We start from the raw sequence: 14,364 nt of genomic DNA, 5'->3' as shown, positions 1-14,364 counted from the left end.
TATTGTTCCTAGGATTTACATTTGCTTAATGCGCTCAATCATCTCGGCGCCAAACTCTAAATAAGCTTTTGAGCCACGCGATGATCTATCAAACGCCACCCCAGGAAGCCCGTAGGATGGAGCTTCGGCTAGGCGGACGTTGCGGGGAATAATGCTCTTAAATACTTTATCGCCAAAGTGCTCAAGCAGTTGGTCGGAAACCTGTTGTTGCAAAGTCATGCGGGGATCAAACATCACACGCAATAAGCCGATGATCACCAAATCAGGATTTAAGTTTGCATGAACTTGCTTGATTGTATTTACTAGATCTGACAAGCCTTCCAATGCAAAATATTCACACTGCATCGGTACGATCACACCATTTGCTGCACACAATCCATTGAGCGTTAACAAAGATAGTGCAGGGGGGCAGTCAATCAAAATAAAGTCATAGTCATTCGCTACAAGAGCAAGCGCATCTTTCAATCTTTGTTCGCGCGAATCTAAATCTACCAACTCAATTTCTGCACCGGCCAAATCACGATTTGCCGGCAACACATCGTACCCCGAGCTCTCGCAACGTACCGCAGTTTCCTTTACTGTCGAGAGGCCAATTAACACTTGATACACGGTGCTATTGAGGTCTGCTTTTTCAACTCCTGAGCCCATCGTCGCGTTGCCTTGTGGATCTAAATCCACTAATAAAACACGTTGCTGATGTCCAACTAAACCAGCAGCCAAATTAACGGCGGTAGTGGTTTTTCCCACTCCGCCTTTTTGGTTCGCAATGCAAAATATTTTGGCCATAATTTTTCTTAGAATTGTCGCACTTTAAAGGGGTAATTTTCTCACGGGTGATAGGACCAAAAGTCGGCGCTCCACCGCTAAATTTGGGATCTCTAGGGGCTCATCGGCCACTAAGCGCCAATCATTCATACAAACATCCTGCAACTCTTGATCCGCTCGCTTAGCCTTCATAGCAAATACGAGGCCATTTGGATTGAGCAAGGGTAAGGACAGCTCTAAAAAATAGGCGAGATTGGTAAATGCCCTAGAAATGACCGCATCAAACTGACCCGGCTGAGCTTTGGCAACAACTTCAACGCGCTCGCTTAAGACTTGGATGTTCTTTAATCCTAACTTTCCGCGCACATGCTGCAAAAATGCCGTCTTTTTACGAATAGCCTCAATCAAAGTCAAATGCCACTCAGGCTGCAAAATAGCAATCGGGATTGCAGGCAAGCCACCGCCCGACCCAAGGTCAGCAATTTTGGGGTTTGGCAAACCCAAAAATCGGCGCATTACTGGTAAAACTGTAATAGAATCAATAAGATGCAGTCGAACCGAGTTCTTTTCACCCTCAATAGCAGTCAAATTATGCACCTGGTTCCAGCGACCCATTTCTTGCAAGAAAAGCTCTAAATCAGCAATGTTGGTAGAGGTGAGATTGAGGCCCAAACTCTCAATCCCCAAAGAAACCAAATCATTACTCATGGGCTTCTTCTTGGATGCGGCCTAAGCCCTTTTTAAGGTGTACTAACAATAAAGAGAGGGCTGCAGGTGTGACGCCAGATATTCTGCCGGCCTGACCCAAGGTGCCTGGCTTATGCAGATTGAGTTTTTGCTGCACTTCTTTGGATAAGCCAAGCACTTGGGTGTAATCCAAAGCCTCAGGCAGCGGAAAAGTCTCGTTATGCTCTTGCCGAGCAATCTCCACAGCCTGTCTCTCGATATAACCCTGATATTTAATGGAAATTTCAACCTGGTCGCTGATTTGCTGTGCCAGACCTAAATCGTCATCCAGGGTCCCTGGCGACCAAAGGCCCTCGGCCAAACCCATAACTGCCTCATATGTAATGCCTGGGCGCCTTAAAAGGTCGGCCAAGCTACACTCGTGCGACAAATCTTGGCCTAAAAGTTCAGAAACAGCATTTGCTGATCCATGTTTTGGACCAATCCAAATTTCCCGCAAACGAGATGTTTCACGTGAAACAGCTTCTTGTTTCCTGCAAAACGTATTCCAGCGGTAATCATCCACTAAACCTAGTTCACGACCAATAGTAGTAAGTCGGAGATCCGCATTATCCTCGCGCAAACTCAGACGATATTCCGCTCGGCTAGTAAACATGCGGTACGGCTCTTGGACGCCTAAGGTAATGAGGTCATCTACCAAAACACCAATATAAGACTCGCTACGTTTGGGCAACCAAGGTTCTTTACCCTGTGCCGCTAGACCGGCATTGATACCCGCAAGCATGCCTTGGGCAGCAGCCTCCTCATAGCCTGTTGTGCCATTAATCTGGCCGGCAAAGTATAGGCCTGCAATTGCTTTGGTCTCTAGACTGTGGCGTAAATGGCGTGGGTCAAAGAAGTCGTATTCAATGGCATATCCAGGGCGCACAATTACTGCGGACTCTAAACCACGAATGCTGCGCACCAAATCCCACTGAACATCAAACGGCAGACTAGTAGAAATGCCATTAGGATAAAACTCATTTGTTGTTAGGCCCTCAGGCTCTAAAAAGATTTGGTGGCTATTTCTGGAAGCAAAACGATGGATCTTATCCTCAATAGAAGGGCAATAGCGTGGGCCAACCCCCTCAATAACACCCGTATACATGGGGGAACGATCTAAACCACCCCGAATAATGTCGTGCGTTTGTTCATTTGTATGAGAAATCCAACAGGGGACCTGCTTAGGGTGCTGCTCAGGTCGACCTAAATATGAGAAAACGGGGACTGGATCCAAATCTCCGGGCTGCTCCAACATTACCGAGAAATTAATAGTGCGTCCATCAATCCTCGGTGGGGTACCGGTTTTTAAGCGGCCCTGAGGGAGCTTCAATTCTTTCAGCTTAGAAGACAAGGATGTCGCCGCTGGATCGCCGGCTCGCCCACCAGCATAGTTATTTAAGCCTACGTGGATTTTACCATCCAAGAATGTACCGGCAGTTAGCACCACTTTCTTGGCCATAAACTTCAGCCCCATTTGCGTAACTACACCTTGAATCTCATCACCCTGGACCAGGAGATCATCTATAGCGGCCTGGAAAAGGGTCAGGTTTTCTTGGTTCTCGAGACGGCGACGAATCGCCGCTTTATATAGGACCCGATCACCCTGTGCACGGGTTGCACGAACAGCAGGGCCTTTGCTTGAGTTCAATATCCGAAACTGAATGCCAGCCTCATCGGTAGCTGCTGCCATAGCACCACCCATTGCATCAATCTCTTTGACTAAATGGCCTTTACCAATTCCACCGATTGATGGGTTGCAGCTCATGGCGCCCAAACTCTCAATGCTATGAGTTACGAGTAGGGTGTCGCATCCCATGCGTGCAGACGCAAGGGCAGCCTCTGTACCAGCATGACCGCCGCCAACCACAATGACATCGAAGTTCTTTGAATAACGCATGATTTGCCTCAGATAGGGCGATGATCATAGCATTTTGTTGGTTTCACGTGAAACAAATCTATGCCTGAGGTATTAAGCACAATATCAGTATTTTGTAAGCCATTGATTTAATTAAATATTTTTACAGGCTGAAACAAAACACTCTACACTCTTGCTGGCGTCTTACTTTAAGCAGAAAGCGGGGGATCTTAAATGAGTACGGCGCCAAAGCGCCGTACTAAAACCTAATAAGCAAAAAACTTAGCTCTTGCTCTTAAAAAAGTGGGTAATTTCACCAACAACGCCTCGACGAAAAGCCAAGACACAAACAACAAAGATAAATCCAGTTGCAATAGTGCTCCAAGATCCAATATTGGCTAAATAGTTTTGCAAGCCGACCACAATGCCGGCGCCAACCACTGGACCAAGAATGGTTCCCATGCCGCCCAATAAGGTCATCAAAACAACTTCGCCTGACATATGCCAGTGAACATCGGTCAACGTTGCTAACTGGAATACTAAAGACTTCATCGACCCTGCCAAACCAGAGAGGGCGGCTGAAATCACGAAAGACATTAACTTAAAACGGTCAACGTCGTAACCCAAAGAAACTGCACGCGGTTCATTCTCACGAATAGCTTTTAAAACCTGGCCAAAAGGAGAATGCACAGTACGAACGATCAGCGCAAATCCAAGCAAGAAAATAGCCAAAACAAAGTAATACATGCTGACGTCATCTTTTAAATCAATCAAGCCAAACAGCATGCCACGTGGCACCCCTTGAATGCCGTCCTCGCCACCAGTGAATGGAAGTTGTACCGCCAAAAAGTAAACCATTTGGGAAAGCGCCAATGTCACCATCGCAAAATAAATGCCTTGACGACGAATTGCTAAGGAGCCAATCAAAAATCCTAAAATGCCAGAGCCCAAGACGCCCAAGACAACTCCCAACTCAGGGGATAGGCCGGCTTCTTTACAAAAATACGCAGTAATGTAGGCGGCGGTTCCAAAGAAGGCGGCGTGGCCAAAAGAAAGAAGACCAGTAAAGCCTAGTAACAAATTAAAGGCGCAAGCAAAAAGGGCGAAGCACAACACCTTCATTGCAAACACTAAATAGATAAAGTCCTGAAAGGGCAGCAGCAGGGCAATTAAAACCAAAATGCCATAAAGCAATTTTATTTTTAAACTCACTTATTTCTCCCGGCCGAAAAGTCCAGCAGGGCGAATGAGCAACACAATTGCCATGATCACAAAAATAACCACGCCAGATGCTTCTGGATAAAACACTTTAGTTAAGCCCTCAATCAAACCTAAAGCGAGGCCAGTCAAGATAGAACCCATGATGGAGCCCATGCCACCAATCACGACAACTGCAAAAACTACAATGATGAGGTTCGAACCCATCAGTGGGTTGACTTGAAAAATAGGTGCGGCCAGAACACCAGCAAAACCAGCCAAACCAACACCATAGGCATAAGCCAAAGAAATCATCAAAGGGACGTTGATGCCGAACGCCTGAAGTAGTTTTGGATTTTCAGTTCCAGCGCGAAGATAAGAACCCAACTTCGTTCTCTCAATGACATACCAGGTGGAGAAACAAACCACCAAAGAGGCAATCACTACCCACAAACGATATTTGGGCAAAATAATGCCAATCGACTCTAATGGAATAACGCCTTGTAATAGTTCAGGTGCCGGATAACTCTCGCCAGAAATTCCGTACCAATGGCGGAACATGCCCTCAATAATCAAAGCCAATCCAAAAGTTAATAGCAGGCCATAAAGGTGATCAAGGTGATATAGGCGTTTGAGCATTGTGCGCTCAAGAATTAAACCAAAGCCTGCCATTACCAAAGGCACCAAAATTAATGCAAACCAATAATTAATTGAGAAATCAGGAAATCCAAACCATTGGCCAACTTGAGTCAAACCAATCCACGCAATAAAAGCTCCCATGGTGTACTGAGCACCATGCGAAAAATTAATGATGTTGAGTAAGCCAAAGATAATAGCTAGGCCCAAACTCAAAATGGCATAGAAAGAGCCATTAATAAGCCCCACTAAGAGCTGAGCAGCCAGCCCTTGTGGGGTAATTCCAAGAAGTTCAAACATGCTAGTTAAAAAACCAATTACTTGTTAGTAACCAGCTTGCATCGTGACAATGAAAGTGGTTGTGTTGCCTCAGCAGCCGGAATCACAGCCTTGACGTTGTAATAATCCCAAGGGCTAGTGGATTCAGATGGCTTCTTGACTTCTAGCAAATACATGTCGTGTTCAAACTTACCGTCAGCACGAATTTTTCCTTTAAACAAACCATCATCAATATTGGTAGATTTCAGAACCTTCATGACCGCTTGAGTATCGTCAGTGCCAGCTTTTTGAACTGCAGCTAAGTAAGCAAGGACTGAAGAGTAGACGCCGGCTTGAACACTGGTCGGCATGCGCTTGTGTTGCAAAATAAAACGTTTAGCAAACGCGCGTGTCTTGTCGTCTTTGTCCCAATAAAAACCTTCGGTTAAGAACATGCCTTGAGCAGCACTCAAACCCAAAGAATGGACATCAGAAATAAACATCAACAAAGGTACAACAGTTTGCTTTTTATTAATACCGAACTCGGAGGCCTGCTTAACAGAGTTAATTGTGTCTTGGCCCGCATTTGCCAAGGCAACAACATCTGCGCCACTAGCTTGAGCTTTTAAGAGGTATGAAGAGAAGTCACTATTCGGGAATGGGTGCTTACTAGTTCCCAATACCTTGCCACCATTAGCATTAATAACATTCGTTGCGTCTCTCTCCAAAGCGGCGCCGAAAGCGTAATCAGCCGAAAGGAAGTACCAATTCTTTTTGCCCTGTTTTACAACAGCCTTAGCGGTTCCGTTTGAAAGTGCGTAAGTGTCATAGGTCCAATGCACGTTATTAGCAGTACATTTTTCATTAGTAATTGGCAAAGAAGCTGCGCCAGATACGAGGGTGATCTTGTTCTTTTGTTCCGCCACTTCCATTACCGCTAGGGCAACGTTGGTAGACACCAATTCAACAATGACGTCCACGCCATCTTTGTCGTACCACTCACGTGCTTTATTTGCAGCAATATCTGCTTTGTTTTGATGGTCAGCACTAAGTAATTCAATCTTCTTGCCAATGACTGTGCCATCCTTTGAAAAATCAGCGATCGCCATTTTTGCAGCAATCACCGCGCCAGGACCGGCCAGATCAGAATAGATTGAAGAAAGATCGGTCAACACACCAATCTTAATTACATCACCACTCACTTTAGATGTTTGCGCGAATGCTGGATTTGAACCAAAAAAGGTTGCCGCCACTAGACACGCCGTAATTTGCTTTAACTTCATTTATATCTCCTATTAATAACTACTAAACACCAAGATACTCGTTTAATAAACTTGCTTTTTCCGTAAGCTCATTTTGATTGACAACCTCAACTACGTTGCCATGCTCCACCACATAATGCCGATCAGCCAAAGGGGCAGCAAAGCGGAAATTTTGCTCCACCAACACAATAGTGAAACCCTTATTGCGTAAGCTAGTGACTACCTCGCCCAACTTTTGAACGATCACCGGCGCCAAGCCTTCGGTAATTTCATCCAACAATAGTAGTTTTGCGCCCGTTCTCAGAATGCGTGCCATTGCGAGCATTTGCTGCTCACCACCCGACAGTCTTGTGCCAGGGCTATTACGCCGCTCGTATAAATTGGGGAACATTTCATAAATCTCGTCCAAGCCCATGCCACCAGACGAAATCTCTGGCAAGAGCAGCAAATTTTCCTCGGCACTTAAGCTGGCAAAGATACCGCGCTCTTCCGGACAAAAACCGACACCTAGGCGGGCAATTTTGTAGGTTGGCAGCGCAATGGTTTGGTTGCCATAAATTTCTACCGAGCCCGTTCTTTTACTGGTCAAACCCAAAATGGTTTTTAAGATGGTACTGCGACCAGCACCATTACGACCCAGAAGCGTGACCACCTCACCATCACGAACAGCAAAATTTACACCATGAAGAATATGGGACTCGCCATACCAAGACTCGAGGTTTTTAACCTCCAACGCCATCGTGCTCATGCTCCATCACCCCCATGGGTTCCCATGTAGGCCTCAACCACCAAAGGGTTATTGGAAACCTCTTGGTAAGAGCCTTCAGCCAGCACTGAACCCCGCTGTAATACTGTGATGCGGTCAGCTATAGAGGAAACCACCTTCATATTGTGCTCAACCATCAAAATAGTGCGGCCTTTGGCAACCCGATCAATTAGCTCCGTAACGCGCTCTACATCCTCGTGCCCCATGCCTTGTGTCGGCTCATCCAACAACATTAATTCGGGCTCCATTGCCATGGTGGTAGCAATTTCTAAGGCTCTTTTACGACCGTATGCTAGGTTAAGGGTTTCCTCATGTGCAAAGTCTGCTAGACCCACCTCACACAAAAGCTCTTCAGCGCGCTCGTTGAGCACATTTAGTGAGTTTCCAGACTTCCAAAAGTGAAATTCGGTGCCCAATCCTCGCTGCAGTGCAACACGAACATTTTCCAAAACAGTTAGGTGTGGAAAAACAGCTGAAATCTGAAATGAGCGGACAACGCCACGGCGCGCTATTTGCGCTGGTCGCTCTTTCGTGATGTCGAGACCATTAAACAAAATCTGGCCACTAGAGGGTTCCAAAAATTTTGTAAGAAGGTTAAAGCAAGTTGTTTTACCGGCGCCATTGGGGCCAATAAGGGCGTGAATAGTTCCACGGGTAACATCTAAATTGACATCACTTACCGCAGAAAAACCTTTAAACGTCTTTCCAAGTCCGATTGTTTTTAATATTGTTTCTTGCAAACCTAAATCCTTATACCCATCTATAGGCAAGAGTTTGAGAATACCCTAAGAGAAGATTTACCAATACAGCAATAACCCTAAAAACGTAGAGGATGTAATGATTAATTCGCCTGAGTGTTACTTAGAAAATTTTGGATTGCTAACCTTGCCGTCTCATCCAGAACTTCGATAGGAAGCCTTTGGGCGCCCTGAACAATCATCAAGGCATATGGTTTTGCAAGAGCGGCAGCTTCTGGGCATAAATGAAGCTCCTCCCCAACTGCGGGTGATTGGCTGCGCCAATAATTAATGGCAGTCTCTAAATCCTGAATAGTAATAAACAACATGTTAAGAAAAGAACTTACTTCTTATCAAGAGACAGCATCGTGCCTCGACATTTTTTAGCGCCACATCGGCACTCATAATCCCTTTTCATTTGTTTGGTAATGCGGCCTTCAACCCCAAGGGAGTAATCGTAGAAAAGCTCCTCGCCCACCTTAAGATCTCTTTTGGCATAGATAAATACACGAGGCTCACCATCAAAGCTATCTTCTTGGGTTTCACAAATTGGCTTGCAAGAGTGGTTGATCCAGCGAGCAGCATTTCCACCATACTTCGCATCAATACAACGACCATCTTCTAGTGAAAAGTAAAACGTGTGATTCGGATCCTTGGGATCGTGTGGGTGGCGCTTTTCCGCCAACTTCCAACTAATTCGCTCCCCTTTGTACTCAATAATGGCATCACCCTTTTTAATCGGTTTCGCAACAAAAACACCTTTTCCGTGAATGGGTGAGGACTTAACAACAATACGCGAGCGATCAATTTTTGGGGGGGTTAGTTTCTTTTTACTCATTTAAATCAAACATCCAGATTGCGCGCGATTAGAGCATTTTTCTCAATAAAGGCGCGGCGCGGCTCCACCTCATCACCCATTAGCGTGGTAAAAACCTGGTCAGCAGCGATTGCATCTTCAATTTTGACTTGAAGCAAGGTGCGTGATCCGGCATCCATTGTGGTTTCCCACAATTGAGAGGGGTTCATTTCACCAAGACCCTTATAGCGCTGACGACTGAGGACGCGCTCAGCCTCAGAGAGTAGCCATGAAAAAGCAGCCCTAAAGTTTTGAATTGCCTGTTCCTTTTGATTTTTGTCTGGATCCCCGCGGCGCACTTTCGAGCCCGGCAACACTTTGCCAGATAAAACCGCCGCCGCATTGGACAGGCTTTGATAGTCATCACCATGAACAAAATCCGAATTGATTGCCGAAAGCTTCAGGTTGCCATGGATACGTCGAGATAACAGTAGTTTGTAGCGATCTGTGCGCTCTTCTTTTTGGACAATGATTTCGGGTGGAAGCGCCAATGGGTTTAGGGACTCAGCAAGCGCAACACGTAAACGATCAGCAGATTCTTGGGCTGACTTTTCTGTGTCCAAATTCAATTGAGTGCCAGAAGCAATAGCGCGCAAGGCATCTTCATCAATAGTGCGTGATAAACGGTCAACAATAGACTGAATCACTTGGTAGTGTTTAGCCAGCTCACCCAATGCAGCTCCCTCAATGATTTCACCGGTGGGGGTTTGAAGTGATGCTGATTCAAGAGCAATCTTTAAAAGTAATTGATTGAGTTCGGCGTCATCCTTAATATATTGCTCGTTTTTACCGAACTTCACTTTGTATAAAGGTGGTTGAGCAATATAGATATGTCCACGCTCAATTAATTCGGGCATTTGTCTATAAAAGAAGGTGAGTAAAAGTGTGCGTATATGACTACCATCCACATCCGCGTCGGTCATAATAATGATGCGGTGGTAACGAAGTTTGTCCGCTTTATATTCTTCTGCGCCGATACCAGTTCCAAGTACAGTGATTAGAGTAACCACCTCTTGGCTTGCCAACATCTTGTCAAAGCGTGCCTTCTCCACATTGAGAATTTTTCCCTTAAGCGGAAGAATCGCCTGAAAACGACGATCTCGACCCTGCTTTGCAGAGCCGCCCGCGGAATCTCCCTCAACAATAAACAACTCAGATTTAGTGGGGTCCTTTTCTTGGCAGTCCGCCAACTTTCCTGGAAGCCCCAAGCCATCTAAAACACCTTTGCGACGCGTCATATCCCGAGCCTTGCGGGCCGCTTCGCGCGCACGAGCGGCATCTACTATTTTTCCGCATAAAATTTTGGCATCGGCTGGGCGCTCCTGTAAATAAGCACTCAAGGCTTCAGCAACAATCTCCTCTACCGGTCCACGAACCTCGCTAGAAACCAACTTATCTTTTGTTTGGCTTGAAAACTTTGGCTCCGGAACCTTAACAGACAAAACGCAAGCAAGGCCTTCACGCATATCGTCGCCAGAAATTTCTACCTTAGCTTTCTTGGCAACTTCATGTTCATCAATATATTTGTTGATCACGCGCGTCATCGCCGCGCGCAATCCTGTTAAGTGGGTACCGCCATCGCGCTGAGGGATGTTGTTGGTAAAACATAAAACTTGTTCGCTAAAACTATCATTCCACTGCATTGATACTTCAGCGGTGATGTTGCCACCCAAATCTGATGGACGAATACCTTCAGCATAAAAAATATTAGGGTGTAAAACATTTTTTGTTTGGTTGATATATTCAACAAAGCCTTTTACACCGCCAGAAAAAGCAAAATCTTCTTCTTGACCAGAGCGTTGGTCAATTAATTTAATGTGAACACCGTTATTTAAAAAAGAGAGTTCGCGGATACGCTTAACAAGTATTTCATAATGGAACTCGACTTTTCCAAAGATGGTTTCATCCGCCAGGAAGTGAACCTCTGTACCAGACAGAGCTGTATCACCAGTAATAGTGATTGGCGATGTAGCAACACCATTTTCCTTTTGAATATTGCGATTCTGAATAACGCCGCGTGCAAATTCCATATAGTGGGCTTTGCCATCGCGACGAATAGTAAGTTTTAACCATTTAGATAATGCATTCACGCAGCTAACACCTACACCATGCAAGCCGCCCGAGACTTTATAACTATTTTGGTCAAACTTGCCTCCTGCATGCAGCTCAGTCATCACGATTTCAGCCGCACTCCTTTTTGGCTCATGCTTGTCATCGTATTTAATGCCTGTTGGAACGCCACGACCATTATCAACAATAGAGATCGAGTTGTCAGTTTGAATGACGACAGTAATTTCAGAACAATAACCTGCGAGGGCTTCATCAATTGAGTTGTCTAAAACTTCAAAAACTAAGTGGTGCAAGCCTGTGCCATCGGAGGTATCTCCAATGTACATTCCTGGGCGTTTGCGAACAGCCTCAAGACCTTCTAAGATTTGAATTGATGATGCACCATACTGCTCTACTACTTTTTTTTCTTCAGTCATTTTTTTCTAAATTAAATACGCATTGGCATCACAACATACTTGAAATCTTCAGAACCAGGTAAGGTAATCACCGCACTACTATTGGCATCACCTAAACTAATTTGAATCTTTTCATTCTTCAAGTTTGATAAAACATCTAGTAAGTAACTTACATTGAAGCCAATCTCAACAACATCACCACTGTATTCAGTTTCAATCTCTTCTTGCGCCTCTTCCTGCTCAGCATTGGTTGATTGAACTGTGATTCGATTTGGCGACAAAGAAAAGCGTACACCTTTAAATTTATCGGTTGTTAAAATTGCAGCACGTTGAAGTGCAGATTGCAGAACGTCGCGCCCAACGACTAACGAGTTTTTATGGCCCTTAGGAATCACTCGCTGGAAATCAGGGAACTTACCCTCAACTAATTTTGAAATTAACTCTATATCACCAAAAGTAAATTTCACTTGGTTAGACGTAAGACTCATCTCCAACATCTCTTCAGAATCTTCAAGTAGATGTTGACACTCAAGAATGGTCTTGCGAGGAATAATGATTTCCTGTCTCTGTCCGGAGCCCACTGGAGCCTCAACCAACTCAACTTGAGAATAGGCCAAACGATGACCATCGGTAGCCACTGCAATCACTTGCTTACCCTCAATAACCAACAACATGCCGTTAAGGTAATACCGAATATCCTGCTGAGCCATGGCGAAGTGAACCTGACCAACCAACTGGCGAAAGCTCTTTTGAGTCATTCTCCAACTCGCAGTTACTTCACCAACACTTTGCATTACAGGAAACTCTGTTGCAGATAAAGTTTGTAAAGAAAAACGGCTTTTACCGCTTTGTACAACCATCTTGTTATCTTTCAGGTTTAGGGCCACCTGCCCTTCTGGTAGTGCACGCAAAATATCAAGCAGTTTTCTTGCTGCAACGGTAGTAGTGACATCCTCAGCACCTACACCAAAGCTTGCATTCGTAGTGATTTGAATTTCTATATCTGTTGATATAAAAGAAACTTTATCGCCCTGCTTTTTGAACAAGAGGTTTGCCAAGATAGGTAGGGTATGTCGACGTTCAACAATGCCACTAACAACCTGAAGTGGTTTTAATAAACTATCCCTGGAAGTGTTTACGAGTTGCATTGCTTTTAAATCCTTGTATATATCTTATTAGTAGTAGTAATAAGGCTTGTTGTTTCGGTGGATAAGTTAAAAACTATATATAAAACAACCCACTAAAACCAAAAAAACCTGTGGAAAACTTTTGTATAAACCGTGCATAAATCTTGGATAACTTTTTATCAACACCCTATTTTTGCATGAAGCGCCATCTTTCCACAATTTATCCACATGCAATCCTCAAACTTATTCACTGAGCTATCCACAACCTTATCCACAGGCAAAAAACTTAAGATTTTAGGGTTTGCTCAATAACGTGGATTTCGTGATTAAGTTGCCCATCATGGGAGCGCTCCTCACCAATCTTCCGCACGGCATGTAAAACAGTTGTATGGTCCCGCCCCCCAAACAATTCACCTATCTCCGGAAGGCTTTTCTGAGTTAACTCTTTTGCCATAAACATAGCAATTTGTCGTGGACGGGCAATGTTTGCAGGGCGCTTCTTGGAGTACATATCGGCAACTTTGATGCTATAAAAATCAGCTACAGCCTTTTGTATGTTGTCGACTGAAATTTGTCTGTTCTGTATGGACAAGAGATCCTTTAGGGCCACGCGGGCTACCTCAATCGTGACCTCTTTACCGTGGAAGCGAACAAATGCCAAAATTTTTCTTAAAGCCCCCTCTAACTCTCGCACGTTAGATCTAAGGTGTTTGGCTACAAAAAAAGCCACATCCTCACTCATGGGGATGCCCTCACTCAGAGCTTTTTTCATTAAAATGGCAACGCGCATCTCTAGCTCTGGCGGCTCTATGGCTACGGTTAAGCCAGAATCAAAGCGAGAAATAAGACGGTCATCAATTCCAGCCATTTCTTTAGGGTAGGTATCACTTGTAATAATGACCTGGGCTTTGTTGCTTAAAAGTGCCTCAAAGGCGTAAAAAAACTCTTCCTGGGTTCTTGATTTACCGCTAAAAAATTGAATATCGTCAATTAACAGTAGGTCAAGTGAGTGGTAGTAGCGCTTAAAGCGATCAAACGCTTTTTGTTGATAGGCCCGCACCACATCCGAAACGTATTGTTCAGCGTGAATGTATCGAATTCGAGCATTGGGCTTTTCTTTTAAAAGATGATTTCCAATTGCATGAATTAGGTGGGTTTTACCCAAACCCACCCCGCCATATAAAAACATGGGGTTGTATGAGGTGCCAGGATTATGGGCAACCTGAATTGATGCGGCTCTAGCCAGCTGGTTTGCTTTACCGGTTACAAAAGTATCAAAGGTCAGGTTGGGGTTTAGCTTGGAGTGGTCTTCAATCTCAAAAGCCTGTTCCTCTGTCGAGTTGCTGTCTGTGGCTACAACAAGCTCTTGCTGCTCAGGCAGCTTCTGGATTGGGGCAATCCCCACTGTCTGTGCGCCAGATCCTCCAACACTAAGCACAAAACTGAGGTTGATTGGATGACCAAAATATTGATCGGCCAACTCTTGAAGCCGGTCAGAGAAAGTTTTTTTAATCCAATCAAGCTTGAATCTGTTTGGAGCCCCTAATATGAGTGATTGCTCACTTTCATCAAAAGAAACCAAGCTCAAGGGCTGGATCCAGGTTTTAAATTGTTGGGGGGAAAGCTCGCGAGCAAGCGCGCCAAGCGCGCCGTCCCAAAACCCCAAAGGGCTAAGTGAGTTCAAAGTAATAGGATTCTGTAGGTTGCTCAT

13 protein-coding genes are annotated in these 14,364 nt (G+C 44.8%); all 13 read right to left on the bottom strand.

The features are described 5' to 3' along the window. Nucleotides 1-15 precede the first annotated feature (15 nt). Complete coding sequence (locus CL55_RS00065; RefSeq protein WP_046329351.1) at nucleotides 16-786, bottom strand: ParA family protein; 771 nt, start codon at nucleotides 784-786, stop codon at nucleotides 16-18. Between the two features lie 24 nt (nucleotides 787-810). After that, on the bottom strand, nucleotides 811-1,473 hold the full coding sequence (gene rsmG, locus CL55_RS00060; RefSeq protein WP_046329350.1) for a 16S rRNA (guanine(527)-N(7))-methyltransferase RsmG: 663 nt from the start codon (nucleotides 1,471-1,473) through the stop codon (nucleotides 811-813). Continuing rightward, complete coding sequence (gene mnmG, locus CL55_RS00055; protein ID WP_046329349.1) at nucleotides 1,466-3,391, bottom strand: tRNA uridine-5-carboxymethylaminomethyl(34) synthesis enzyme MnmG; 1,926 nt, start codon at nucleotides 3,389-3,391, stop codon at nucleotides 1,466-1,468. The genes rsmG and mnmG overlap by 8 nt, the downstream gene beginning before the upstream one ends. A 240-nt stretch (nucleotides 3,392-3,631) precedes the next feature. Then, nucleotides 3,632-4,561 carry a branched-chain amino acid ABC transporter permease gene (locus CL55_RS00050; RefSeq protein WP_046329348.1) on the bottom strand — a complete coding sequence of 310 codons (930 nt, stop codon included), beginning with the start codon at nucleotides 4,559-4,561 and terminating at the stop codon, nucleotides 3,632-3,634. Then, entirely contained in the window at nucleotides 4,562-5,482 is a 921-nt protein-coding gene (locus tag CL55_RS00045; RefSeq protein WP_046329347.1) for a branched-chain amino acid ABC transporter permease, read from the bottom strand. 17 nt (nucleotides 5,483-5,499) lie between these two features. Next, nucleotides 5,500-6,723 (bottom strand): ABC transporter substrate-binding protein, encoded by a 1,224-nt coding sequence (locus tag CL55_RS00040; protein ID WP_046329346.1) that lies wholly within the window; start codon nucleotides 6,721-6,723, stop codon nucleotides 5,500-5,502. A 22-nt stretch (nucleotides 6,724-6,745) separates the two neighbouring features. Further along, nucleotides 6,746-7,450 (bottom strand): ABC transporter ATP-binding protein, encoded by a 705-nt coding sequence (locus tag CL55_RS00035; protein ID WP_046329345.1) that lies wholly within the window; start codon nucleotides 7,448-7,450, stop codon nucleotides 6,746-6,748. Further along, a complete protein-coding gene (locus tag CL55_RS00030; RefSeq protein ID WP_046329344.1) occupies nucleotides 7,447-8,208 on the bottom strand; it encodes an ABC transporter ATP-binding protein in 762 nt (253 codons plus the stop codon). Before CL55_RS00030 ends, CL55_RS00035 begins: the two co-directional genes overlap by 4 nt. A 101-nt stretch (nucleotides 8,209-8,309) precedes the next feature. Continuing rightward, nucleotides 8,310-8,534: a DUF3717 domain-containing protein gene (locus CL55_RS00025; protein ID WP_046329343.1), complete on the bottom strand. Its 225-nt coding sequence runs from the start codon at nucleotides 8,532-8,534 to the stop codon at nucleotides 8,310-8,312. A gap of 14 nt (nucleotides 8,535-8,548) precedes the next feature. Continuing rightward, on the bottom strand, nucleotides 8,549-9,043 hold the full coding sequence (locus tag CL55_RS00020) for an SET domain-containing protein (RefSeq protein ID WP_046329342.1): 495 nt from the start codon (nucleotides 9,041-9,043) through the stop codon (nucleotides 8,549-8,551). Nucleotides 9,044-9,048: 5 nt separating this feature from the next. Further along, on the bottom strand, nucleotides 9,049-11,547 hold the full coding sequence (gyrB, locus tag CL55_RS00015; RefSeq protein ID WP_046329341.1) for a DNA topoisomerase (ATP-hydrolyzing) subunit B: 2,499 nt from the start codon (nucleotides 11,545-11,547) through the stop codon (nucleotides 9,049-9,051). 11 nt (nucleotides 11,548-11,558) lie between these two features. Continuing rightward, a complete protein-coding gene (gene dnaN, locus CL55_RS00010) occupies nucleotides 11,559-12,674 on the bottom strand; it encodes a DNA polymerase III subunit beta (protein WP_046329340.1) in 1,116 nt (371 codons plus the stop codon). A gap of 265 nt (nucleotides 12,675-12,939) precedes the next feature. Beyond that, a complete protein-coding gene (dnaA, locus tag CL55_RS00005) occupies nucleotides 12,940-14,364 on the bottom strand; it encodes a chromosomal replication initiator protein DnaA (protein ID WP_205621278.1) in 1,425 nt (474 codons plus the stop codon).

The sequence above is a fragment of the Polynucleobacter duraquae genome, from assembly GCF_000973625.1.
GTDB classification, from domain to species: Bacteria; Pseudomonadota; Gammaproteobacteria; order Burkholderiales; family Burkholderiaceae; genus Polynucleobacter; species Polynucleobacter duraquae.
Note: the sequence above shows the minus strand (reverse complement) of the source record. Positions and strands in the feature narration are given on the sequence as shown.